General features: G+C 59.9%; 23 protein-coding genes and 3 tRNA genes. 10 read left to right on the top strand and 16 right to left on the bottom strand.

Annotated elements, in window-relative coordinates:
• Positions 1-26 precede the first annotated feature (26 nt).
• Together M5C98_RS18185 and M5C98_RS18180 are read right to left on the bottom strand one after the other, a co-directional pair.
• Positions 27-914 (bottom strand): ABC transporter permease, encoded by an 888-nt coding sequence (locus M5C98_RS18185; RefSeq protein ID WP_272548857.1) that lies wholly within the window; start codon positions 912-914, stop codon positions 27-29.
• Positions 914-1,876, bottom strand: a complete 963-nt coding sequence (locus M5C98_RS18180; protein WP_272548856.1) for an ABC transporter permease — start codon at positions 1,874-1,876, stop codon at positions 914-916. Before M5C98_RS18180 ends, M5C98_RS18185 begins: the two co-directional genes overlap by 1 nt.
• Before the next feature lie 326 nt (positions 1,877-2,202).
• Between M5C98_RS18180 and M5C98_RS18175 the strand changes: the two genes are divergently transcribed.
• Complete coding sequence (locus M5C98_RS18175) at positions 2,203-2,472, top strand: YfhL family 4Fe-4S dicluster ferredoxin (RefSeq protein ID WP_272548855.1); 270 nt, start codon at positions 2,203-2,205, stop codon at positions 2,470-2,472.
• Between the two features lie 61 nt (positions 2,473-2,533).
• Here M5C98_RS18175 and pth read toward each other — a convergent pair whose 3' ends face one another.
• From pth to M5C98_RS18140, 7 genes are all read right to left on the bottom strand, one after another.
• Positions 2,534-3,142, bottom strand: a complete 609-nt coding sequence (gene pth, locus M5C98_RS18170; RefSeq protein ID WP_272548854.1) for an aminoacyl-tRNA hydrolase — start codon at positions 3,140-3,142, stop codon at positions 2,534-2,536.
• Positions 3,143-3,279: 137 nt separating this feature from the next.
• On the bottom strand, positions 3,280-3,915 hold the full coding sequence (locus M5C98_RS18165) for a 50S ribosomal protein L25/general stress protein Ctc (protein WP_272548853.1): 636 nt from the start codon (positions 3,913-3,915) through the stop codon (positions 3,280-3,282).
• Positions 3,916-4,064: 149 nt separating this feature from the next.
• Positions 4,065-5,039, bottom strand: a complete 975-nt coding sequence (locus M5C98_RS18160) for a ribose-phosphate pyrophosphokinase (protein ID WP_272548852.1) — start codon at positions 5,037-5,039, stop codon at positions 4,065-4,067.
• Positions 5,040-5,085: 46 nt separating this feature from the next.
• Positions 5,086-5,162 (bottom strand) — tRNA-Gln (locus M5C98_RS18155).
• Positions 5,163-5,186: 24 nt separating this feature from the next.
• Positions 5,187-6,050 carry a 4-(cytidine 5'-diphospho)-2-C-methyl-D-erythritol kinase gene (ispE, locus tag M5C98_RS18150; protein ID WP_272548851.1) on the bottom strand — a complete coding sequence of 288 codons (864 nt, stop codon included), beginning with the start codon at positions 6,048-6,050 and terminating at the stop codon, positions 5,187-5,189.
• Positions 6,051-6,055: 5 nt separating this feature from the next.
• On the bottom strand, positions 6,056-6,598 hold the full coding sequence (locus M5C98_RS18145) for a lipoprotein insertase outer membrane protein LolB (protein ID WP_272548850.1): 543 nt from the start codon (positions 6,596-6,598) through the stop codon (positions 6,056-6,058).
• Positions 6,595-8,385 carry a tetratricopeptide repeat protein gene (locus M5C98_RS18140; protein ID WP_272548849.1) on the bottom strand — a complete coding sequence of 597 codons (1,791 nt, stop codon included), beginning with the start codon at positions 8,383-8,385 and terminating at the stop codon, positions 6,595-6,597. The genes M5C98_RS18145 and M5C98_RS18140 overlap by 4 nt, the downstream gene beginning before the upstream one ends.
• 29 nt (positions 8,386-8,414) lie before the next feature.
• Between M5C98_RS18140 and mutM the strand changes: the two genes are divergently transcribed.
• The 3 genes from mutM to mutY all read left to right on the top strand — a co-directional run bounded on the left by mutM (position 8,415) and on the right by mutY (position 12,339).
• On the top strand, positions 8,415-9,230 hold the full coding sequence (gene mutM / locus M5C98_RS18135) for a bifunctional DNA-formamidopyrimidine glycosylase/DNA-(apurinic or apyrimidinic site) lyase (RefSeq protein WP_272548848.1): 816 nt from the start codon (positions 8,415-8,417) through the stop codon (positions 9,228-9,230).
• Positions 9,231-9,340: 110 nt separating this feature from the next.
• Entirely contained in the window at positions 9,341-11,302 is a 1,962-nt protein-coding gene (locus M5C98_RS18130; RefSeq protein WP_272548847.1) for a dynamin family protein, read from the top strand.
• Entirely contained in the window at positions 11,299-12,339 is a 1,041-nt protein-coding gene (gene mutY, locus M5C98_RS18125) for an A/G-specific adenine glycosylase (protein ID WP_272548846.1), read from the top strand. Before M5C98_RS18130 ends, mutY begins: the two co-directional genes overlap by 4 nt.
• A gap of 37 nt (positions 12,340-12,376) precedes the next feature.
• Here mutY and rapZ read toward each other — a convergent pair whose 3' ends face one another.
• Genes rapZ through M5C98_RS18110 form a run of 3 tightly spaced genes read right to left on the bottom strand, consistent with a single transcriptional unit; the run spans position 12,377 to position 15,808 of the window.
• Positions 12,377-13,240, bottom strand: coding sequence for an RNase adapter RapZ (gene rapZ, locus M5C98_RS18120; protein ID WP_272548845.1), 864 nt, complete (start codon positions 13,238-13,240; stop codon positions 12,377-12,379).
• Between the two features lie 4 nt (positions 13,241-13,244).
• Positions 13,245-14,912, bottom strand: coding sequence for a DNA repair protein RecN (gene recN, locus M5C98_RS18115; protein WP_272548844.1), 1,668 nt, complete (start codon positions 14,910-14,912; stop codon positions 13,245-13,247).
• Positions 14,912-15,808 (bottom strand): NAD kinase, encoded by an 897-nt coding sequence (locus tag M5C98_RS18110; RefSeq protein WP_272548843.1) that lies wholly within the window; start codon positions 15,806-15,808, stop codon positions 14,912-14,914. The genes recN and M5C98_RS18110 overlap by 1 nt, the downstream gene beginning before the upstream one ends.
• Positions 15,809-15,836: 28 nt before the next feature.
• On the opposite strand from M5C98_RS18110, the gene hrcA reads away from it, so the two are divergent.
• The 4 genes from hrcA to greB all read left to right on the top strand — a co-directional run bounded on the left by hrcA (position 15,837) and on the right by greB (position 18,005).
• Positions 15,837-16,841, top strand: coding sequence for a heat-inducible transcriptional repressor HrcA (hrcA, locus tag M5C98_RS18105; RefSeq protein ID WP_272548842.1), 1,005 nt, complete (start codon positions 15,837-15,839; stop codon positions 16,839-16,841).
• 19 nt (positions 16,842-16,860) lie between these two features.
• Positions 16,861-16,937, top strand: a tRNA-Ile gene (locus M5C98_RS18100).
• Positions 16,938-17,277: 340 nt separating this feature from the next.
• A tRNA-Arg gene (locus M5C98_RS18095) sits at positions 17,278-17,354 on the top strand.
• Between the two features lie 78 nt (positions 17,355-17,432).
• On the top strand, positions 17,433-18,005 hold the full coding sequence (greB, locus tag M5C98_RS18090; RefSeq protein WP_272548841.1) for a transcription elongation factor GreB: 573 nt from the start codon (positions 17,433-17,435) through the stop codon (positions 18,003-18,005).
• Between the two features lie 4 nt (positions 18,006-18,009).
• Here greB and M5C98_RS18085 read toward each other — a convergent pair whose 3' ends face one another.
• The 4 genes from M5C98_RS18085 to M5C98_RS18070 form a co-directional block, all read right to left on the bottom strand.
• Positions 18,010-20,280 (bottom strand): RelA/SpoT family protein, encoded by a 2,271-nt coding sequence (locus tag M5C98_RS18085; protein ID WP_272548840.1) that lies wholly within the window; start codon positions 20,278-20,280, stop codon positions 18,010-18,012.
• A 97-nt stretch (positions 20,281-20,377) separates the two neighbouring features.
• Complete coding sequence (gene rpoZ / locus M5C98_RS18080; protein WP_272548839.1) at positions 20,378-20,581, bottom strand: DNA-directed RNA polymerase subunit omega; 204 nt, start codon at positions 20,579-20,581, stop codon at positions 20,378-20,380.
• Between the two features lie 18 nt (positions 20,582-20,599).
• A complete protein-coding gene (gmk, locus tag M5C98_RS18075; protein WP_272548838.1) occupies positions 20,600-21,220 on the bottom strand; it encodes a guanylate kinase in 621 nt (206 codons plus the stop codon).
• 40 nt (positions 21,221-21,260) lie between these two features.
• The gene (locus tag M5C98_RS18070; RefSeq protein ID WP_272553330.1) at positions 21,261-22,154 is read right to left on the bottom strand and encodes a YicC/YloC family endoribonuclease; all 894 of its coding nucleotides are present in this window, start codon (positions 22,152-22,154) and stop codon (positions 21,261-21,263) included.
• A 90-nt stretch (positions 22,155-22,244) separates the two neighbouring features.
• Between M5C98_RS18070 and M5C98_RS18065 the strand changes: the two genes are divergently transcribed.
• Together M5C98_RS18065 and M5C98_RS18060 are read left to right on the top strand one after the other, a co-directional pair.
• Positions 22,245-23,261, top strand: a complete 1,017-nt coding sequence (locus M5C98_RS18065) for a serine/threonine protein kinase (RefSeq protein WP_272548837.1) — start codon at positions 22,245-22,247, stop codon at positions 23,259-23,261.
• Complete coding sequence (locus M5C98_RS18060) at positions 23,258-24,160, top strand: PP2C family protein-serine/threonine phosphatase (RefSeq protein WP_272548836.1); 903 nt, start codon at positions 23,258-23,260, stop codon at positions 24,158-24,160. The genes M5C98_RS18065 and M5C98_RS18060 overlap by 4 nt, the downstream gene beginning before the upstream one ends.
• Positions 24,161-24,212 lie beyond the last annotated feature (52 nt).

Genomic DNA, 24,212 nt, shown 5'->3' with positions numbered 1-24,212 from the left:
CGGGCGGGGCGTGGGGATCCATGGCGTCAGCGCTGGCGCGACAGGCGCGGGTCCAGCAAATCGCGCAGGCCGTCGCCCAGCAGGTTCAGCCCCAGCACCGCCAGCGCGATCGCCACGCCGGGCCACACGGCCAGCAGCGGCGCCTGGAACATCAGCGTCTGCGCCTCGCTCAGCATGCGGCCCCAGGACGGCTGCGGCGGCTGCGTGCCCAGGCCCAGGTACGACAGCGCGGCTTCCGCCAGGATGGCTAGCGCGAACTGGATCGTGGCCTGCACGATCAGCACCGCCGCGATGTTGGGCAGCACGTGCTCGCGCGTGATGCGCCACGGGCCCTTGCCGCAGGCGCGCGCCGCCAGGATGAATTCGCGCGACCACACGGCATTGGCCGAGGCGCGCGTGACCCGGGCGAAGGTCGGAATGTTGAAGATGCCGATGGCGATGATCGAATTGACCACGCCCGCCCCGAACACGGCGGTGAGCATGATGGCCGAGAGAATCGCCGGGAACGCGAAGGTGAAGTCCGCCATCCGCATGATGAGTTCCTCCACCCAGCCGCGCCGCGCCGCCGCCAGCAGCCCGAGCGCCGTGCCGATGGACAGGCCGATGCCCACCGCGATCACCCCCACCAGGATGGAATTGCGCGCGCCCACCAGCAGCAGCGAGGCCACGTCGCGCCCGAACGCATCGGTGCCCAGCCAATGCGCGGCCGAGGGGGGCAGCAGCTTGGCCTCCATGTCCATGTCATAGGGCGAGCCGGGCGTCCACACGAAGGACACCAGCGCCGCCAGCACCAGCAGCAGCGACAGCACCGCGCCGATGGCGAAGCTGCGGTGGCGCAGCGCGCGGCGCAGGCCGGACTGCGCGGCCCCCACTGCCGGGACGGGCTGGGAGGGCGTGGCGGGGGACGGGGGCATCACAGGTCGCTCGCTTTCACGCGCGGGTCGATGGCGGCATACAGCAGGTCCACCACGAAGTTCACCACGATCACCATGGCCGCCAGCAGCATCACGCAGTTGCGCACCACGATCAGGTCGCGGTTGGCGATGGACTGGAAGATCAGCCGCCCCAGGCCCGGCAGGTAGAACACGTTCTCCACCACGATGGTGCCGGCCAGCAGGTTGGCGAACTGCAGGCCCATCACCGTCACCACCGGAATCATCGCGTTGCGAAGCACGTGGCCCCAGAGCGCCGCGCGGCGCGACAGGCCCTTGGCGCGGGCCGTGCGCACGAAGTCCTCGCGCAGCACCTCCAGCACCGAAGAGCGGGTAATGCGCGCCAGGATCGCCGCCTGCACCACGGCCAGCGAGATCGCCGGCAGCAGCAGCGCCTTCAGCGCCTCGAGCGGACTGCCCCCGCTGTCCTCGGTCCAGCCCGGAAATCCGCCCGCGGAGAACCACTGCAGCTTCACCGAAAACAGCAGGATCAGCAGGATGGCGAACCAGAAATTCGGAATGGCGATGCCGATCTGCGCCAGCCCCATCACCCCCACGTCGCCCCAGCGGTTGTGGCGCGATGCCGCATACACGCCCGCCAGCAGCGCCAGCACGGTGGTGATCGCCATCGCCATCAGCGCCAGTGGCACGGTGAGCGCCAGCCGCTCCAGTACCAGGTCCCGCACCGGGGTGCCGTAAGCGTAGCTGTCGCCCAGTTGGCCGGTGAGCAGCCCGCCCACCCAGTGGCCGTAGCGCTGCAGCGCGGGCTGGTCCAGCCCCAGCTTCGTCGCCAGGGCGGCCACGGCCTCGGGCGAGGCATCCGGCCCCATCAGCATCTGCGCGGCATTGCCGGGCAGGATCTCCAGCACCACGAACACGACCACCGACGCCCCGGCCAGCGTGGCGATGAGCGTGAGCAGCCGTTTGAGGAGGAAGGGTCCCATGGGATGGATCGGAAGGGCGCCGCAAGGCGTCCGGGCTGCCGCAAGGGGCAGGGCGGTAGGGTGCAGCATAGCGGCAAACACCGCGCGGTGGCCTGTGCCGGTAAGGGCCCTCGGTTCACTGGCACCGACGTGGCCTGATCGCGAAAAGGGCTCTTGGAGAGGTGCTACGGGGACGAAGGGCGGTGCTTGAACCTTGCCTTCTTGGCCTGCAGCGCCGCCCCGCCTGCGCCAGGGGCATGCCTGCGCGGGGATAATCCCGGCATGACGTCCGCCCTCCGTGCCTTTCCGGCCTTCCGCGCCATCCCGGCCCGCACCAGGAGATCGCCATGGCATTGATGATCACCGACGAATGCATCAACTGCGACGTGTGCGAGCCCGAGTGTCCCAACCAGGCCATCTACCTGGGCGAGGCCATCTATGAAATCGACCCGGCCAAGTGCACCGAATGCGTGGGCCATTTCGATGAACCGCAGTGCGTGCAGATCTGTCCCGTGGCCTGCATTCCCGTCAGCCCGCAGCATGTGGAAAGCCGCGAAACCCTCTTCCAGAAATACGAGCGCCTGCAAGCGGCGGCCGCGCACGGCTCACCCTCTTGATTCAGGTGTTTTAGTCCGCCTGCGCATGATCGCATTGCGCGGGAAGCTATAAAAATAGGAGCTAAACGCCTTCGGGCCGCGGTGGCTTGGGGCGCGGTGGCTTCGTCGTGTGCACCAGCAGCGTGGCTTTTTCCATGTCACCCGCCAGCATCGCCGGATGGGCCTTCAACGAATGGACGATGCTGTCTTCGATCAACGCGCGATGGTCGGGCGACGGCTTCTTGAGCACCCAGTTCGCCACTTCCGCCTTGATGCCGGGATGCCCGATCCCGATGCGCAAACGCCAGTAGTCCGCCGATCCCAATTGCGCATGGATGTCGCGCAGCCCGTTGTGGCCGGCATGGCTGCCGCCGCGCTTGAGCTTCACCTGGCCCGGAACGACATCGAGTTCATCGTGTGCCACCAGGATTTCGTCGGGCTGGATCTTGAAGAACCTCGCCAGCGCCGCCACCGACTTGCCCGAGAGATTCATGAACGTCTGGGGCTCCAGCAGCCAGACGCTTTGCCCGTGCACGCTCGTGCGGGCGACAAGGCCGTAGTAGTTGCGGTCGGGCACCAGCGTCGTCTTCAGTTCGCGGGCCAGCGCATCGATCCACCAGAATCCGGCGTTGTGGCGTGTGGCGTCGTAGTCGGGCCCTGGGTTGCCCAGGCCCACAAACAGTTTGATCATGGTGTCCGCGATTATCCGTATGGCGACAAAGAAAAACGGCCCACGCAGGGTGGGCCGTTGGGAGCGGAACCGCCGAAGCGGCCCGCCAGGAGGTTGCCCTCCGCCTGTCGCCGGGATGACGACGGGTGCAGGTGTGATTACTTCTTCTTGCCCTTGCCAGCCTTGGCGTCCGGAGCAGGTGCTGCATCGGCGGCCGGTGCTTCCACTTCGATCACGGGGTTGGTCACGGACACCAGAACGGGGTTGTTCTGGCCGCCACGGATCACGGGGCTCACGCCGCGGGGCAGCTTGATGTCCTTCAGGTTCAGCGATGAACCCTTCTTCAGCTTGCTCAGGTCCACGGCGATGAATTCGGGCAGGTCCGAAGGCATGCACGACACGTCGAGTTCGTTCAGGACGGGGTTGACCAGGCACTTGTCCACCTTCACGGCGTCGGACTCTTCAGCGCCGCTGTAGTGCAGTGGCACCTTCATGTGCAGCTTGGTCTTGGCATCCACGCGCTGGAAGTCGATATGCAGCACGAGCTGCTTGTAGGGGTGGTATTGCACGTCACGCAGCAGAACCTTGCTGGTGGCGCCAGCCACTTCCATGTCCAGAACGCTGGAGTGGAACGCTTCCTTCTTGAGGGCGTGCCACAGGGCGTTGTGATCGATCTCGATCAGTTGGGGCTCGGCTGCACCGCCGTAGACGATGCCGGGCGTCTTGCCCGTGTTGCGCAGACGGCGGCTCGCACCCGTACCTTGCTTGGCGCGCTCAAAAGCGACGAAGTTCATAGTTAGCTCCTGTGAGGGCCGGCCGCGACCAGCTCAGACCCTGTTGAAAAAGACCCGTGCCACCTGGCCGCGGATCTGCTTGCGTTCCCGAACGAACAAACCTCCCGAAGGAGGTTTGCCATGCATTCCGCCCCGAGGGCGGAAGGTCATCAGAAGAGATTGTCCTGGTCCGAGAACAGACTCATCACCGACTCTCCCTTGGCAATGCGCTGGATCGTCTCTGCGATCAGCGGTGCCACGGAGAGCTGGCGAATCTTGGTGCATCCCTTGGCGGCTTCGCTCAATGGGATGGTATTGGTCACGACCACTTCGTCGAGTGCGGAGCCCTTGGCAATGCGCTCGATGGCCGGGCCCGAGAAAATGGGGTGTGTGCAATAGGCGTACACCTTCTTGGCGCCACGCTCCTTGAGCACTTCGGCCGCTTTCACGAGCGTGCCTGCCGTGTCGATCATGTCGTCCATGATCACGCAGTTGCGGCCATCAATCTCGCCGATCACGTGCATCACTTCCGACACGTTGGCCTTCGGGCGGCGCTTGTCGATGATGGCCAGATCGCAGTTCAATTGCTTGGCAAGGGCCCGCGCACGCACCACGCCGCCCACATCGGGCGACACGACGATCAGGTCGTCGTATTGTTTTTGGCGCAGGTCACCCAGCAGCACAGGGGATGCGTAGATGTTGTCCACCGGGATGTCGAAGAACCCCTGGATCTGGTCTGCATGCAGATCCATCGTCAGCACGCGGGCCACGCCCACGGCCTGCAGCATGTTGGCCACCACCTTGGCGGAGATCGGCACACGGCTGGAGCGGGGGCGTCGGTCCTGGCGGGCGTAGCCGAAGTAGGGAATGACCGCGCTGATGCGCTCGGCCGAAGCGCGCTTGAGCGCATCGACCATGATCAGCAATTCCATGAGGTTTTCGTTGGTCGGTGCGCAGGTGGACTGCACGACGAACACATCGCGGGCACGGACGTTCTGTTTGATTTCGACAGTGACTTCGCCGTCGGAGAAACGGCCCACGTCCACTGCACCCAGCGTGGTGCCGAGGTGCCGGGCAATGTCCGCCGCCATTCCTGGATTGGCGTTGCCGGTGAAAACCATGAAGTCGGGGTGATTGGCTTGCATGAGCGACCCAGCAGTCTTAAAAAAAAGCCCGTGTGCGAAAGGTATTTGGCAGGGGAAGAAGGATTCGAACCTTCGCATGCCGGAATCAAAATCCGGTGCCTTAACCAGCTTGGCGACTCCCCTACACAGGTCGATCACTGAAAGTAATCAACCGAAATCTTTATCCGAAGCCCATCCTGCCAGAGGATGAATCATCAGATTTTCACAGGCTTTTACTTGCCACGCGCCGGGCGCGTCTTGCAAGTTCACTGCCTGTAGCATTTGCGCAAACACTGCACTTCCCGAGCCAGTCATCCTGCCTTGCAACCCCTTTGATTTCAGCCACTGAAGGGCTTGATCGATTTCGGGACACAGTGCCTGAGCAACCGGCTGCAGATCGTTACTTCCAAACTGGTAGTGTGCTGCAGCAAAGCCTAAGATTGTAGCACAGCCGGAATCGCGTTTTAAAGAAGGGTGCGAAAAAATCGATTTCGTATCCAATCCCGCTTCCGGTTTGACCACCAGGAATTGTGTTCTTGGCAGTGCATGCTCTTTCTCAAGCGGGCGTATTGTCTCACCAATTCCTTCAACCCAAGCGTTATGGCCGCGTAAAAAAAATGGCACATCGGCTCCTAGCGAAAGCCCGATGCGCTCTAGCTCTGCGCGTGTCAGCTTCAGGTTCCACAACCTGTTCAAGGCCAGCAAGGTCGAGGCGGCATCGGACGAACCGCCGCCCATTCCCGCCTGGGCCGGCACCTGTTTTTCAATGCCGATGTGTGCGCCTAGCGTGCATCCGGTAGCAAGTTGCAAGGCTGAGGCTGCGCGCACGCAAAGGTCTTGTGCAGGCAGCGTCTCAGACAGATCTTCCCGACTGATCCCGCTGTCTCGGCGCAACTCGAAATGCAAGGTATCGCACCAATCGATCAGCATGAAGACCGATTGCAGCAAGTGGTAGCCGTCGGCACGCTGTCCGGTAATGTGCAGGAAGAGATTAAGTTTCGCCGGTGCCGGCACATCGTGCAAAGACCGCATGCGTGTCAGCGGTCCAGAGCGATGCGCAACGTGGCGTGTGGCAGGGGACTGCGACGTTGCGCAACGAGCCTTCCTCGGTCCATTCCTTCGAGATCTGCCTCCCAGCCCTCGACTGCTGTCGGCTCCCGCTTGAGCCAGCCGAACAAGGCGGAAACCGGTACCGTACTGCCAGTCAACTGCCAGACCAATGCGTCCAGTGATTCGGATTTCCGCGTTTCCGTGCCGTTGGTCAGCGTCGCCAATCCAGGGGACCAGGTCAGTTTGGCCAGCACATTGCCAAAGGGGTTGAGGAGTGTCAATTCCCCTTGTTGAGGGCTGCCGCGCAGTTCGAATGCCGCGTTCAGCGGCTGTGCCGACGGATCGTCCACTTGAAGCGAGAGCCGGCCACTCCACGCATCGCTGGATGCCGCATCCTCCATGGGAAGTCGGGCAGGCTGCGCGCAACCGGTGAGGAGGAAAAAGACCATTGTTGCCAGCCAAGCAGTCCAAGCACGTCCTTGGTTTTTTGCATCAGCGCAGCGGCCACCGGCTGCGGCTTGCCGAGTCAAGGGTTGGCTCCCAGGCGCTTCAAAGTCTGGCGCAGGGTGTCGTTGTCTTTGTTCAAGCGCAGGCCCTCTTTCCAGACGGACGTCGCGCGGTCGCGCTCCCCCAGCGACCAGAGTACCTCGCCCAGATGGGCGGCGATTTCCGGATCGGGCTGGGCTTTGAATGCATCGCCGAGCAAGCGCGCCGCCTCTTTGCGATTGCCGAGCCGAAACTCCACCCAGCCAAGGCTGTCCATGATGAATGGGTCGCCCGGGGCGTACTGCAATGCCTTGGCAATCAGCTGCTTGGCTTCCGGCAACCGGATGTCGCGCTCCGCAAACGAGTACCCCAGCGCGTTGTATGCGTGGTGATAGTCGGGCTGCCGGGCGATGATCTCGCGCAGCAGCTTTTCCATTTCATCCAGCAGACCCGCTTTCTCGGCCAGCATGGCTTGGTCGTACACGAGTTCATTGTCTTGCGGAGCCAGTGCAGCAGCCTTGGCTTGTGTTTCGTAGGCTTCCCGGTATTTCTGTGCATCGCGCAGTAACTGAACCTCGGCGAGCAATTTCATTCGCTCTTCTTGGGGCGTCTTCGCAGGGACCGCGCGAATGAGCGCAATCGCTTCAGGCAACTTGCCCTGGCGAGCCAGCAGGGACGCCCTGCGGCTTTGTACGGTCAGCAGTTCGGCAGAATTTTCGACCCGCGCGAGCCATGCCTCTGCCTCTGCAAGGTTGCCTCGTTTTTCTGCGATCTGGGCTTGCATCAAAAATGCTTGCGCCATCGCGCTTCGGCGTGAATCGCCCGCGGGCAGTGCCTCCAGGAGTTTCTGGAACTCCAGCAGGGAAGCATGTGCCTCATCAAGGCGGTTGGCCTGTAAGTGCAGGCTGGCTTTGATCAGCCAGGCTTCTGCCATGTCCGGCGTGCTCTGGGTCAGCAGATCAGCCTGCTTGGCGGCTTCCGCATAGCGCTGCGAGTCTAAAAGGGTGCGAACGTATGCCATGCGGATTTCCGGCTTGGGCGCTCCGGCCAGATAGCGGGCAACCAATGGCTCGGCCTCTGGCTCGCCGGCTTCCAGCAGCTGCAGTGCCAGCAAAGCAACTCCGTCGGCGGGTGCCTCCAATGTCTGGGCTTGGCGTGCTGCATCCAGGCCACCCTTCTTGTCACCAGCCGCCAAACGCATTCGACCGATGGTGATCCACGCAGTGGGGCCCGAAGCTGGATTGATGAGCTGATCTGAGAGCGCCTGCTCTACCACCTTGACAGCCACAGTCTTGTCGGTGGCCCGTCCATAAAGCTGAGGAATGGCCTGGAGCGTCATGGCCTTGTCACTCGCAGGGGATTGCGCCAATTCCTGCTTGAGCAGGTCGGACGTCTCCTCGATGCGATTCAGCGCAATGAGGATCTGCAATACATACCGGTTGGCTTCCCTCGACTGAGGCTGCGCGCTTTTCCACGCCCTTGCTGCTGCCAACGCATATTCTGCCGAACGCGACTGCAGTGCAATCTCAATGGCTCGCCGATAAAGCTGGCTGTCGCCACTGCGCCGGGCCGCTTCGAGCATGAGCGAATAACCGGTGCCAGGATCGCCCCCCGTGGTGCTGATCTCGCCTAACAGAATTTCATAGAACAGTTCCGCGTCAAGTGCAGCGGCAGCGTCGCTGGACGACTCCTGAGACGCTCGAAGCCCAGACTGGGGTGCCGGTGCTGGCAGGTTTTGCGCCTGAGCAGAAAGAGTTCCCGTCACCAGGGCGCATGCCAAGGCTACGGTCCAGAGTCGATGTGATTGCGCCATCGACTCATAATAATCCATGGTTCAACGTCTTTGTGGAGCGTGCAGGCATGCCTGAGTTGCCAGAAGTGGAAGTGACGCGACTGAGTATCGCGAAAGGGATTTCAGGCGCTGTGATCCATTCAGTCGCGCTGGGCAAACCATTGCGATGGCCACTCGGCTGCCCGCCTGAAGGACTGATCGGCCGCACGATCACGGGAGTGCGGCGCAGGGGCAAATATTTGCTGTTGGACTTGGACAATGGAATTCTTTTGATCCACCTCGGCATGTCGGGCAGCCTTCGTCTGGGCCACCGGCTTGAGGCCTCAGGCCCACACGATCATTTTGAAATGGAAACGACTTCAGGGACTCTGAGGTTGCATGATCCGCGAAGATTCGGCGCAGTGGTTTGGGCGGAAGACGAAGGCAGCGGAGAGGCGAGAAAGCTTTTGGGTTCGCTGGGGGTGGAGCCTCTTTCCAACCTGTTCACCGTCGACGGCCTTTTTACCGGGCTACGTGCCAGCCGGGCTCCTGTCAAACAAGTTTTGCTTAGCGGCAAGGTCGTGGTGGGGGTGGGAAACATTTATGCTTCGGAAGTGCTTTTTCTGGCGGGGATTCGTCCGACGGTGAAGTCGTCGACTATCGGTTTGGCTCGGGTCCGCCGTTTGCATGCTGCCATTCGCGAGGTGCTGGCGCGCGCCGTGGAGCGCGGTGGCAGTACGTTGCGTGACTTTTCCAGAGCTGACGGTAGCGAAGGCCATTTTCAGTTGGAGGCGCATGTCTATGGACGGCACAACGAAGCGTGTCGAGTGTGTGGTGCGCCGGTGCGCATGATCCGACAGGGCCAACGCAGTACTTACTACTGCATTCGCTGCCAAAAGACATAGGGGTTAAGGGGTGAAACCGCCACTCAGTTGAGAGCTTTCAAGAAGTTCGTGGGGTGCTATATTTTGCGCAGGCCCCTGCACTTGCGGGCGCAGTGACACTCGGGAGCAAAGTGGGACCCTCATTTAACGAACAGTTCGACCAGCATGGCGCATGGCGCCGGGCATTCGCACTTCAACTGAAGCAGTTGGCCGACTGGATGACGTCGCACTCGCTTATGGATGCAGCCGTTGGCGAAAAGCTCCAGCGACTGGAGAGCCAGGTGCGCAGCGACAAAGTCATGGTGGCCTTCGTTGCTGAGTTTTCCCGTGGCAAGTCCGAACTGATCAACGCCATCTTCTTCGCTGACTATGGTCGCCGGATCATGCCTGCCAGCGCGGGACGAACGACGATGTGCCCGACAGAATTGGGCTACGAACCCAGTGTGCCTGTCAGCTTGCGCCTTCTCCCCATCGATACCCGGCTTCAGGTGCAGGGTCTGGCGGAGTGGCGGCTGAAGCCCGAACGGTGGGTGCAAATTCCTTTGGACGTCAATGATGCGGGGCAAATGGCCCAATCGCTCGAGAAGGTTGCCGAGGTCCGGCGCGTTACCTTGGATGAGGCGCGAGCGCTTGGCTTCTGGCACGACGATTTGCCAGAGGACAACCCCGTGCCGGACGCCAGAGGACTGGTGGAGGTTCCGATGTGGCGGCATGCCCTCATCAATATTCCCCATCCGTTGCTCAAACAGGGGCTGGTGATTCTGGACACACCCGGACTGAATGCGGTGGGCGCCGAACCTGAACTCACCATCAATCTGATTCCTCAGGCGCACGCGATAGTTTTCATCCTGGGCGCTGACACGGGAGTCACGCGGTCCGACCTGTCGATCTGGCGAGAGCACCTTGCTGCCCCGTCAGAAAACGCGGATGCCCGCTTGGTGGTGCTCAACAAGATAGACACCTTGTGGGACACACTCAACTCACCAGAGCAGGTGCAAGAGCAGCTCGAGCGCCAGCGGCTGACCTCTGCCGAGATGCTGGGTATTTCTCAAGACCACGTCATGCTGGTTTCAGCGCAAAAAGGGTTGATCGCCAAAATCCAGTGCGATGACCTATTGCTGGAGCGCAGTGGGTTGCCTGTATTTGAAGAGGCATTGGCACAAGGTGTGATGGGCAAGCGCCAGTCCATCCTCCGTTCCGCCGTGGGCGCTGGCATTGCGAGCCTGCGCACGGAAACTTCTCGCGTGATCAATATCCGCCGGCGCGATCTCGATGACCAGATGCTGGAGTTGCGGAGCTTGCGCGGAAAGAATGCGTCGGTCATCGATTCCATGCGCACTCGGATTGAGCAGGAGCAAAGGGAGTTCGAGATGAGCACTGCAAAGATTCAAGCGGTGCGCGCGGTTCATCTCAAATTGCTGCGCGATATTTTCCATGAACTCGGAGCACGTTCACTGAAGGCTGAGCTGACACTGCTTACAGAAGCGTTGCAGCAAAAGGGATTGAAGCTGGGCGTGCGAAAAATTTATGCAGAGACTTTCCATCGGCTGCAGGCCATCGTAGACAAAGCGCAATCATCAGGCACTGAAATCCACGCAATGTTGGGAGGCACGTTTCGTCAACTCAATACGGACTTCGGTTTCTCGCTTCAAGTGCCTCCCACGCCCCAGTTGGAGCCATTCCTGCAGGAAATCGCGCAGATTGAACAGCGGCATTTGCAGTACTTGGGCATGGGCAATGCGCTCAAACTGGCGCAGCCTGAGTTCGCACAGCGGTTGGTCCGCGCGCTCGGCATGAGGCTTCGCACGGTGTTTGAGTCGGTCGCCAATGATTTGGAACTGTGGAGCAAATCCGCGACAGCTCAGCTGGATGCCCAATTGAGAGAGCGTAAAAGGAGCTTCGCACGCCGCATTGAGGCCGTGGATCGCATTCAGCACGCAGCAAGCGGCTTGGTGGAGCGCATTGCGGAAATTGAAATGGCTGAGCAGGAGTTGGTGCAAATGGAGTCGCGCTTGAACGAGATGACCGCGCAACTCGCAGCGGTTCCACGTTCTGAACCACCTCAGGTCACCCCGCAAACTGCTCTGGCATGAGGGACATCCCAGAGATCGCCACCGATGTGGTTCGGTGGCAGGCAGTGCATGGCCGCAACCACCTACCTTGGCAGCAAACGCGCGACCCTTATCGGGTGTGGCTGTCTGAAATCATGTTGCAGCAAACCCAGGTCGTCACTGTCTTGGGTTACTACGAGCGATTTTTGGCGCGGTTTCCAGACGTGCAGTCACTGGCAGCGGCAGAGGAAGGCGAGGTACTCGCCTTCTGGAGCGGGTTGGGCTACTACAGCCGCGCCCGCAATCTCCACCGTTGCGCTCAGCAGATCGTGGATTTGCATGGTGGGGAGTTCCCCCAGAACGCAGAGAGATTGGCCCAATTGCCGGGAATCGGCAGATCGACAGCAGGCGCGATCACTTCTTTCTGTTTTTCTGAGCGTGTTCCCATATTGGATGCAAACGTTCGCCGCGTGCTCACGCGGGTGCTTGGCTTTACGGCAGATTTGGCACTCGCCAAGAATGAGCGTCTTCTTTGGGATCAAGCCCAAGCGTTGTTGCCGGTCAGTGACCTGTACAGCGCAATGCCACGGTACACCCAAGGCTTGATGGATTTGGGTGCCACAGTGTGCACGCCAAAAAAGCCTGTTTGCATGGTCTGCCCGTTAAGCAGGCAATGCAAAGCCCGGCACGATGGTGATCCCGAGCGCTATCCTGTGCGCACTCGCAAATTGTCTCGCCGTGCGGAGTCGTGGTGGTTGATGCTGCTGCAGGATGGCAATGGACGTGTCTTGTTGCAGCGGCGCCCCTCTACCGGCATTTGGGCGGGCTTGCACTGCCCGCCGGTGTTTACCGAGCGATCCGCATTACAAGCCGCCTTGGCACCACAGCCTGCGCCGCTTGAGGATCTGGAAGGTTTTCTCCACGTCTTGACCCACCGTGATTTGCACCTTCATCCAGTGCAAATCGTTTGGGAGGCGCAATGGGGCACGCCTGTGGAAGGTGCTTGGTTCAGCGCTTCGGATTGGGAGCGCTTGGGCATGTCAACGCCCATCCGGAAATTATTGAAAAATCTACCTTGATCTGGTCCCATCAAATCGCTATCCAGCGAGATGTGCGTCACAGACCATCCAGTTCTCTATGGCGTCGAAGGGTGGTCCAACGTTGGCTGAAGTGTGTCGCCAGACGCTCCACCAAATAGACCGAACGGTGTTGCCCACCTGTGCAGCCGATGGCCACCGTCACGTAGCTTCGGTGATTGCGCGCCAAAGATTCGAGCCAGTGGGACAGAAACTGCGCGATGTGTTCCTGCATCAGTGTCACGTCTTCCTGATGCTGCAAGTAGTCGATGACAGGTTGGTCTTTGCCAGTCAATGCCTTCAATTCGGCTTCGTAGTGGGGATTGGGCAACATGCGTACGTCAAAGACGTAATCCGCATCGACAGGTACTCCCCGCTTGAACGCAAATGACTGAAAGACCAGTGTCAGTTGCCCAGGCAGCGCGGGCATCAGGCTTTTGACGTAGCCTTGCAATTGCGCGGATCGAATGGCGCTTGTGTCAATGACATGGGACTGCTCACGCAGTTCGGCCAGCAATTCTCTTTCCAACTCGATGGTTTGCAGCAATGCGCGTTGACCTTCCGTCCATTCGTCTCTGGAGAGGGGGTGACGCCGACGCGTTTCCGAGAATCGTCTGATCAATGTATCGGTCGTTGCATCCAGAAATAACGAATGGACGACAACGCCTTCGCTGCGCAAGCGTTTCAGTTGCTGCGGTACTAGTGGTAAGGCTGTGGCACTGCGTACATCCATCGCGATGGCAATTCGGTTGCCATGGTGCTGGTGTTCCAACGCCACGAAGGCAGCCAGCAATTCGGGCGGAAGGTTATCTACGCAGTAATAGCCTGCGTCTTCCAGCGCATGCAAGGCAACGGATTTTCCAGAACCCGCCATGCCTGTGATCAATACGACCTCTAGTGTCATTTCGTCATGCCTTGCTCTGTACCGGCTTGTTGCTGCTGAGCATTTCGCGTGCATGCGCCATGGTGGCGCGCGACTGGCGCTCGCCCCCTAACATCCGGGCCATCTCAGTCACACGCTTTTCTCCTTTGACAACTTCAACTTGACTGGTGGTGTGCTGGTTTTGGCTGGTTTTGGCCACGATCAGATGGTGATCGGCACATGCAGCTACCTGTGGAAGGTGAGTCACTGCCAGCACTTGGCGGTCGCGGCCCAATTGCTGCATCAACCGTCCTACCGTCTCCGCTACGGAGCCCCCGACGCCTGAGTCCACTTCGTCAAAAATCAAAGTGGGTGCCTCTCCCAACTGGCTGGTCGTTACGGAAATGGCTAAGGCAATGCGTGACAGTTCTCCCCCTGAAGCGACTTTGCCAACAGGGCGAGGTGTGGCACCGGGATGTCCAGCAACTAGAAAGGAAACACTGTCGAACCCTTGGATGCCAGGGTCTGGGGCTGGCTCCACCAGTACCTCAAAGCGCCCTCCCACCATGCCCAGTCCCTGCATTGCTCGCGTGATTGCCTGGGCGAGCAGGGGGGCCGCTTTGGTTCGTTGCCGGGACACAGCAATCGCAGCCTTCTGATATGCCGTATTGCTAGCTCGCTCGGCAGCGCTGAGTGCTTCTAAGTCTGCAGCTGTTTCCAGTTTGGAAAGGTCTGTTTTCCATCCTTCGAGCAGAGCCGGAAGCTCCGAGGGCGCTCTTTTGTATTTGCGTGACAGCGAAATCCACAAGGACATGCGTGAATCCAACTGCGAGAGCCGCTCGGGATCCAGTTCCGTATGCCGAAGGTAGCTTTGTAAAGAGTGAGCCACGTCGGCCGCTTGGTCCATGCACGATTGAAGAACCTCTGCCATCGACTTGAACTCGGGATCGAAGGTTTGCTGCTCTTGAAGCAGATGACCTGCACGGCTCAGTTGATTCTGGGCACCTGACTCTTCGTCTTCAAGTGCCGAAAGAGCTGCTTGCGCACTGTCGAGCAACGATTGGGCGTGAGAAAGCCGACTGTGCTGCGCGTTGAGTTCGTCCCACTCGTTGGAGGAGGGGCCTAGCTTCTCAACTTCGCTGATCTGCCACTGCAGACGCTCTCGCTCCTGTTGCAGGGTATTTTGAGTCTCTTGTGCTTGCGCCACTGCTTTGCGATCGTCACGCCAGCGAGTCCAAAGCGGCTCCAACTTTGCCGTGCTGATATCACCATAGGCATCCAAAAGGCTGCGAACCGCGTCCTGACGCGTCAAGCTTTGCCATGCGTGCTGACCATGAATATCGAGCAGATGCCCACCCACTGTCCTCATTTGAGTGGCCGTTGCAGGAATACCGTTCATCCATGCTCGGCTCTTTCCTTGTCGATCAATGGTTCGGCGAAGAAGCAGGCTTTCTTCTTGCGGTATGCCGGCTTCGTCCAGCCACCCGGACAAACTGGGCGGGCAATCGAATTCGGCGCAGATGTCAGTCCGCTCGGTGCCCTCACGAATCACGCCTGCATCTGCCCGGCCGCCCAGCAGCATTTGCAGGGCATCGATCAGGATGGATTTGCCTGCCCCTGTTTCGCCGGTGAGTACCGTAAATCCTTTTTGTAGATCCAGATCAAGGACCTCCACGATGACGAAATCGCGCAATGCGATCCGTTTGAGCGCCACTATGAGCCCCCTTCATTCCAGCGCAATTTTTTGCGCAATGTAGAAAAGTAATTCCAGCCTCGAGGGTGCAAGAAGCGGACGCAGTGTTCTGACCGCCGCACCACGATTCGATCACCGTGCTGAAGTGACGCCAACGACTGCATGTCGAAATTGGCACTGACGTCTCGGCCTCCCACGACTTCCACCGCAATGTCTGTCGTGTCTGGTAGCACGATAGGGCGATTGGACAGGGTGTGGGGCGCTATGGGAACCATCACCCAGCCAGGGATCGCTGGGTGCAGCATGGGGCCTCCTGCGGATAGAGCATATGCGGTGGAACCTGTGGGCGACGCAATGATGAGTCCGTCTGCCCGCTGGTTGGACACGAAATGCCCACCTACTTCGACTCGCAATTCGACCATGCCAGAAGTAGAGCCACGATTGACCACGACGTCGTTGAGCGCCAGCGCTTCAAATACACATTCACCCTGGCGCATCACGCACGCATGCATCAGCGGCCTTGCGTCTTCTTCATACTCTCCCTGGAGCATCGGTCTCAGTGCAGAAGCATGTTCGTCCAAAGGGATATCGGTGATGAACCCCAGTCGCCCCTGGTTGATGCCGATCAAAGGAGTTTTGAAGGGCGCCAACTGCCTGCCAATGCCCAACATCGTGCCGTCTCCCCCGATCACCATCCCTAGATCGCACTCCTCACCAATCTGCTCCGTCTTCATCACCGCATAGTCGGAAATGCCAGTGTTGTTGGCAGTTTCCTGATCCAGGATGAGTTCACAGCCTTCGTTCATGAGGAACTGCGCAACCTCTTGCACGGCATTGCGTGAGCTTTCAGAAATAACGTTGGATGTGAGCGGCTGGTATTTGCCGAAAAGTGCAACCCGTTTGAACCTGAGCTTCATCGGGAAATTAGATCATTAAAATGATTCAATGATTGATGACCGTGCCAAGTTGTTGCTGAAGGCGCTAGTGGAGCGGTATATAGCCGATGGTCAGCCTGTGGGTTCGCGCACGTTGTCACGCGCATCCGGTCTTGACCTGTCTCCTGCCACCATACGTAACGTTATGGCTGATCTCGAAGAGATCGGGTTGATCGCAAGTCCGCACACGTCTGCCGGCAGAATTCCCACGGCCAAAGGGTATCGCCTGTTCGTTGACACCATGTTGACAGTGCAGCGCGAACAACTGTATTCGCCTCAATTGGCTGCCGAGCAACCGCAAAAGGTGATAGCCAATGCGGCGCACCTGTTGTCCAGCTTGTCTCAGTTTGTAGGCGTTGTCATGGCGCCCCGGCGTGCATCTGTGTTCAGACACATCGAATTTTTGAGATTGTCGGAAAAGCGCTTGCTGGTCATCATCGTCTCGCCCGAAGGAGACGTACAGAATCGGGTGATATTCACGGACGTGGACTACTCCCAGTCGCATCTGGTGGAAGCGGCCAACTTCCTGAACAGCCACTATTCCGGGATGGACATGGATCAGGTGCGCGAGCGCTTGAAAACGGAAGTGGATCAGCTTCGAGAGGAAATTGGCTCGCTCATGCAAGCGGCTGTCAACGTTGGATCAGAAGCGATGGCCGAATCCCGGGATGACGTTGTGATCTCCGGCGAGCGCAACCTGCTCGCAGTCAGTGACTTCTCCAGTGACATGGGAAACTTGCGCCGGGCGTTCGACTTGTTCGAGCAGAAGACGCAAATCTTGCGATTGCTTGATGTTTCCAACCGTGCAGATGGCGTGCGTATCTTCATTGGGGGGGAGAGCCAAATAGTGCCTTTCGAAGAACTCTCTGTGGTCACCGCTCCCTATGAAGTTGACGGACAAATCGTAGGAACTTTGGGAGTTATCGGGCCAACCCGAATGCCCTATGACAGGATGATCCAGATCGTGGACATCACATCGAAGTTGGTTTCCAACGCACTGAGTTACCGCAAGTAAGCACATACAATTCGACCAGGGGGCGTTAGCTCAGTTGGTTAGAGCAGAGGACTCATAATCCTTTGGTCGTCGGTTCAAGTCCGCCACGCCCTACCAACTCCCATCAGGTTCAGTTGCTATCAATCGCATAGCTGAACTTTCGCAATCATCGTCGCTCGGCGCAATTCTTGGTGGCAGTTCTACTCGCTTGCGTAGGCATTGCACAGAGTCAGCCATGCGGATTCTTGTTCATAGAAGTCCTCTGACTTTGCCAAAGCCAAGGTCCAAAGGCATCACCACTGACTGTGCCCTGAGATGTTTGATCTTCGTCATCCAAGCCAATCGACGCAAAAAATGCGCTAGAATATGAGGATTGATTGATGGCTCTTTTGGAAAGATTGCTGCAATTGATGAAAAATGAATAGCAGCATGAAAACATGCTATAATTCAAAGCTTAGCGGCTGTAGCTCAGCTGGATAGAGTACTTGGCTACGAACCAAGGGGTCGTGGGTTCGATTCCTGCCAGCCGCACCAAACGGTAAGCCCTAGAACAGTGATGTTCTAGGGCTTTTTCCGTTGTGGGCTTTGGTTCATGCGCGTCAAAATGCAGCTATGAACAAGGCGTTTACCAAAGAGTCGGAAAACACTGAAGAGGATGATTTTTCCCCTGCGCCAATTCCCGCGGGGAGTAAAAACTACATCACTCCTGGAGGCTACTCAAGGCTTCGCCATGAGTTGTTCGATCTCATCGACAACGAACGGCCAAAGATCGTTGAGGTCGTTCACTGGGCTGCCAGCAATGGGGATCGCTCTGAGAACGGTGACTACTTGTATGGGAAGAAGCGTCTGCGGGAGATTGATCGCAGAATTCGCTTTCTCACCAAGCGGCTAGAAATTGCCGAGGTGATCGATCCTGCCGTTCATGCGGGCAGCGATCAGGTGTTCTTTGGCGCCACGGTCAGCTACGCAGACGATGAGGGCGTTGAACGCACCATTACCATCTTGGGAATCGACGAGGTCGAGACCGCCCTGGCGCAGGTCAGTTGGGTATCGCCTGTGGCGAGGGCACTGTTGAAGGCCCGCGAGGGAGATCAGGTCCAGTTGGCCACGCCTGGCGGCATGCGGACTCTGGAGGTCACCGAAGTCCGCTATCCCCAGCCTTCTGCAAAGATTGATCCGAGTTGATCTTTTACCCCTGAGGCAAGACGCGGAAAGCGCGGAGTACCGCAGGCGTTCTGCGCAAATTGCGCAAGGATGACTCGACGTGCGACTGGTCCCTTGCAGCAATGACAAAACGCAAATCGGTCGTGTCCATGGCGGCTTCATCGTCCATGTCTACGTGAACGATGTCTGCTTCGGAACTCGCCAGTTCGGCAGCGATTCGTGCCAAGACACCCTTGCCGTTGGCCACGGTGACGACAATGCCAGTTTCGAACATGCGCGTGGGCTCATCTGCCCAATCCACGGCAATAAAGCGCTCGCTGTCTTTGTGCTGAAGCTTCTTTGCCACGCTGCATTGGGCGTTGTGAACCACCAGTCCTTCACCACGGCCGAGATAGCCAACGATGGGGTCTCCTGGCACTGGCCGGCAGCAGTTGGCGTATTGCACGGAGGCGTTTTCGCTGCCATCCAAGGTAACGCCTCCTTGCGAAAGGGTTTCGTGCGAAGAGTATCTTTCGCGCGTTAGCAGGAGGGCGTCAGGCCGGTGACCGTGCTCGGTCATGAGGACCATGAGCCGTTTGGCCACGATGCCTGCAATGCGTTTGCCCAGACCGATATCGGTCATGAGTTCGTTGCGTGTCCGGTTGCCCGTGAAGCGAAGCAGCTTGTCCCACAAGGCTTGATTTTCCGCCTCTGTCGGCAGGCGCTCGAGCCCCTCGGCCCTCAACGCCTGAGTCAGCAGCTTCTCTCCCAATCCCGCAGATTCGGTGTGGGCGAGCGTTTTGAGGTAATGGCGAATCTTTGAGCGCGCACGGCCTGTGCGGACGAAGCCCAGCCAGGCAGGGTTGGGCGTTGAGACGGGTGCGGTGATCACTTCCACCACATCGCCGTTCTTGAGTTCGGTCCGCAGCGGAACCTGCTCGTTGTTGATCTTCGCTGCTGTTGTGCGGTCACCTACATTGCTGTGGATGGCGTAGGCGAAATCGACCACCGTTGCACCCCGTGGCAGTGCCATGATCTGGCTCTTTGGGGTAAAAACATACACCGCATCGGGGAACAGGTCGACCTTCACATGGTCCCAAAACTCCGCTGCGTCTCGTGTCTCGTTCTGAATGTCGAGAAGCGACTGAAGCCACTTGGTGCCAAGGCGCTCCGCTGCCGATCCGTCTGCATCCTGCGCTTTGTACAGCCAATGCGCCGCCACGCCTGCTTCTGCCACCACGTGCATTTCCTCGGTCCGCATCTGGAATTCGATATTGACCCCCGAAGGGCCGACCAAGGTGGTGTGCAGCGACTGGTAGCCATTGAGCTTGGCAATGGCAATGTGGTCCTTGAACCGGCCAGGAACGGGCTTGTACATCTGATGCAGCACGCCCAGTGCCGTGTAGCAATCGACGACGGTCGGCACGATGACGCGAAAGCCGTAGATGTCCGTGACCTGGGCAAAGCTCAGATGCTTGGTGTCCATCTTCTGGTAGATGGCGTAAAGCGTTTTTTCCCGGCCTGCGAGCCGGGCTTTCATGCCCAGCTTCGAAAAAGCCGTATCGACCTCGGTTTGAACGCGCTGCACGATATCGCGGCGCCGATTGCGGGATTTATTCACCGCCTTGGACAGGGTCGCATAGCGCCAAGGATGAAGGTGCCTGAAAGACAGGTCCTGCAATTCGCGATATGTCTGGTTCAGTCCCAGACGATGGGCAATAGGCGCATAGATCTCCAGGGTCTCGGAAGAAATGCGGCCCCATTTGCTGCGTGGCATGTCCGATAGCGTGCGCATGTTGTGCGTGCGATCCGCCAGTTTGATCAGAATGACCCGCACATCACGGGCCATCGCCAAAAGCATCTTGCGAAAGGACTCCGCCTGGTTTTCTTCCCGGGTGTTGAACTGCAGCTTGTCGAGCTTGGTGAGCCCATCCACCAATTCAGCCACAGGCAAACCAAATCGATCGATGAGATCGGACTTGGTGACTCCGCAATCCTCCATGGCGTCGTGAAGCAACGCCGCCATCAGGGCCTGGCCGTCCAGCTTCCAGGTGGCGCACTGGGCGGCCACTGCGATGGGATGGGTGATGTAGGGCTCGCCGCTGTTTCGCAGTTGCCCCAGATGGGCTTCGTCGGCAAAGCGGTATGCCTGCCGCACCTGTTCGATACTGGCTGCGTCGAGGTAGCCGAGGCTTTCAGTGAGGGCCGCAAAACTGGCCGCCGCTGCATTGGCGGCTGCTGCGGACGTGCCTCCCGCCGCCCCGCTTTCGCCGGGGCGCGGGTCTTGGGCAGATGGTTTATTCAAGACCGCATTCATCCCTTTAATGTAGCTTGCTGGGGATGTCGAAGCTTTTGGCCAAAAAAAAGCACCGCAAAGCGGTGCTTTTGAGGTTGCAGCGGCAGCCCCCTGGATGTCAGCCGGGGACCTTTTTGAGCATCTCCAGGCCGATTTTGCCTTGTGCGATTTCGCGCAGGGCCGTCACTGCAGGCTTGTTGCGGCTTTCGATCTTGGGGGCATGGCCTTGGCTCAACATGCGGGCGCGGTAGGTGGCTGCCAGCACGAGTTGAAAGCGATTGGGGATGTGCTCGAGGCAGTCTTCAACGGTAATGCGGGCCATGCGTCTTCTCCAGAAGGATCAGGTGATATTGAGGGATTCGAACGTATCGGCCCGTGCACGGCGTTGCGCCGCATACTTCAGCCGCTGAGCGTGGACGATGGTTTTCAGGTCGAAAAGCGCACGCTCAAAGAGTTCGTTGATTATAACGAAGTCGAATTTGAATGCCTGTTCCATTTCCTGGGCGGCATTCTTGAGTCGAAGCTCGATGACATCCGGGGCGTCTTCGCCGCGGCGCTCCAGGCGAGATCTCAGTTCTTCCCAACTGGGTGGCAGGATGAAGATGAGGACGGCATTGGCAAAAGCCTTCTTGACCTGGATGGCGCCCTGGAAATCGATTTCAAGGACGACATCCGCGCCCTGGGCAATGCGTTCCTCAATGGCCTTGCGCGAGGTGCCGTAGCGGCGGCCATGCACATGGGCCCACTCCACGAAACCGTTGGATGCGACCATCGCGTCGAATTCCTGCTCCGACGTGAAGAAGTATTCACGGCCATGCTTTTCCTGCCCGCGCGGCGCCCGGGTCGTGTGCGAGACCGAAGGCTGCACATGGGAGTCCAACTCCAGCAAGGCCTTGACCAAGCTCGATTTGCCCGCGCCGCTGGGCGCTGCCACTACGAATAGATTTCCAGGGTAGTCCATGCGGGGTATGTGCTGGCTGCTATCAAAACAGGATTATCACTCACTCGATGTTCTGAACCTGCTCGCGCATTTGCTCGACCAGGACCTTCATGTCCACGCTGATGCGAGTCAATTCCATGGCTGCGGATTTGGAGCCCAGCGTGTTGGCTTCGCGGTGCAGTTCCTGGATGAGGAAGTCCAGCCGCTTGCCGACTTCGCCGCCTTTTTTGAGCAAGCGTTCGATTTCGTCGAGGTGCGAATCCAGCCGGGTGATTTCTTCCGCCACGTCGATGCGGATCGCGAAGGCGGTGGCCTCGGTCAGGGCGCGGTCCTGGGCGGCTTCGGGCAGCGTGGCGTTGTCGGCCAGGGCCATGGCTTCCTTCCAGCGCTCCATGAACCGTTGGCGCTGCTGCTCCACCAGCTTGGGAACGAGTGGCGTGGCCTGGTGGGCGAGGGCGCGCAATTGCTCCAGGCGGTCTTGCAGCATGGCGGACAGGCGTTTGCCTTCGCGCTCCCGGGCGCTGATGAGGTCTTTCAGTGCTTTCTCGGCCAGCGTGGGGACCGCATCGCTCCAGTCGTCCTGGGTGGAGCTGGCATTCGCACAAAGGCGCAGAGCGTCTGCAACGCTCAGGGGTGCGGCATCCGGCAGCCAGGCGCGGACGGCGTCTTGCGCCGAGTTCAGCCGTTGCAGCAGGCGGGGCGCCGGGTCGGGCAGGGCGGTGGTGTCTTCGTGTTCGATGGAGGCTCGAACCTCGACCTTGCCCCGCTTGAGGCGGGCCGTGAGCAGGCCGCGCAGCACGGGTTCCTGGGCGCGCAGTTCGTCGGGCAGCCGGAACGACAGATCCAGAAAACGGCTGTTGACGGAACGGATCTCCAGGCCCAGACGGCGTGTGCGGCCATCGGTTTCGCCCCCTCCGGCGGATGCGCTTTGCTGCGCGCTGGCGTATCCGGTCATGCTGTAAACTGCCATTGGACTTTTCGGTGGTTGCTTGCGATCCGGCGATTATCCGGGTTCCGATTCGTGCCCGAGGTTTCTTCGCAAAATATGTCAAAAATCAAGCCGGCACCCCTGCCGCCCGACACCACGATTGGTGGCTACCGCGTGGTGCGCCGGCTCTCCTCCGGCGGCTTCGGCGTGGTGTATCTCGCCATCGATCCTGACGGCCAGCAGGTCGCCATCAAGGAATATCTGCCATCGTCCCTGGCCACCCGCGGGCCGGGCGAGCTGCTCCCCAAGGTGCCGCCTGAAAAGCTGTCGCTGTACCGCCTGGGCCTCAAGAGTTTTTTCGAAGAAGGACGGGCGCTGGCGCAGATTTCGCACGCATCGGTGGTGAGCGTGCTCAATTTCTTCCGGGAAAACGAAACGGTCTACATGGTGATGAACTACCTGGAGGGCGCCACCCTGCAGGATTTCATCATCACCGCGCGCGACCTCAAGACGCAGAAGGTGTTTCGCGAGTCCACCATCCGCTCGCTGTTCGACGAGGTGCTGCGCGGGCTGCGCATCGTGCACCAGCACAAGATGCTGCACCTCGATATCAAGCCGGCCAACATCTTCATCACCGATGACAACAAGGCGGTGATGATCGATTTTGGCGCGGCGCGCGAGGTGCTCTCGAAAGAGGGCAACTTCATCCGCCCGATGTACACGCCCGGCTTCGCGGCGCCCGAGATGTACCGCCGCGATTCGTCGATGGGACCCTGGACCGACATCTACGCGATCGGCGCCTGCATCTACGCCTGCATGCAGGGGTTTCCGCCCAATGAGGCGCCGCAGCGCTCCGACAAGGACCGCCTGTCGCTGGCGCTGACCAAGCTGCGCGGCGTGTATTCCGACAATCTGATCGAGGTGGTCGAGTGGTGCATGGCGCTCGATCCGCTGTCTCGGCCGCAGTCGGTGTTCGCGCTGCAAAAAGAGCTCAGCCGCGAAGGCGAGCGGCGCTATACCAAGCTGTCCGTGGGAGAAAAGATGCGCCTGCAGCTCGATACGCTGGTGTCGGACACGAAGAAGAATGTGCAGAAGGTGGGCGAGGCCACGCGAATGGGGGCGAAGCCGAAATGAAATTCTCCGTCTTCCAGGTCAGCCGTCGCGGTGGCCGCGAAACCAATGAAGACCGCATGGGCTACTGCTACACGCGGGAGTCCAGCCTGTTCGTGCTGGCCGACGGCATGGGCGGCCACCCCGAGGGCGAAGTGGCGGCGCAACTGGCGCTGCAGACGGTGTCCGCGGCGTTCCAGCGGCACGCCAAGCCCACGCTGGAAGACGTGCATGGTTTTCTGGCCGACGCACTTTTGGCTGCACACCACCAGATCCTTCGCTACGCGGCCGACCGGGGCATGCTGGACACGCCCCGCACCACGCTGGTCGTGGCGGTGGTGCAAGAGGGCTCCGCCAGCTGGATCCACTGCGGCGACTCGCGCCTGTACATGGTGCGCGGGGGCGAGCTGTTCACCCGCACGCGCGACCACTCGTACCTGGAGCTGCGCAACATGCCGCTGCAAGGCATCGAGCGGGTGAACCGCAACGTGCTGTTCACTTGCCTGGGATCGCCCACCAAGCCGATCTACGACATCACCGGCCCGGTGGCCCTGGAGCAGGGCGACCGCATCCTGCTGTGCTCCGACGGACTGTGGGGCACGCTGGATGACGAGACCATCGCCCGACAGTTGAGCCGCCTGCCGGTTTCGCAGTCCGTGCCCGACATGGTGGAAGACGCGTTGCGCAAGGCCGGCGACACGAGCGACAACGTGACCGTGGTGGCGCTGGAGTGGGAGACGCCGGACGCGTTCGAATCCACCCAGGGCATTTCGACCGACAGCATCAGCGACGACGGGTTTTCCTCCACCATCCAGGCCGGCCCGCTCGACATGGTGGACGACGACCTGGATGACGAGGCCATCGAACGCTCCATCGCCGAGATCAACGAGGCCATCCGCCGCTCGGCCGCCCGCAAGACCTGACGGCCGGGTGCCACACTGCGCAGGGCCTGCCGTCCGCCCGCCCTGTTTTCGT

This window comes from Acidovorax sp. NCPPB 3576 (genome assembly GCF_028473605.1).
Taxonomy (GTDB): domain Bacteria; phylum Pseudomonadota; class Gammaproteobacteria; order Burkholderiales; family Burkholderiaceae_C; genus Paracidovorax.
This window is presented reverse-complemented; position numbering and strand designations above follow the sequence as displayed.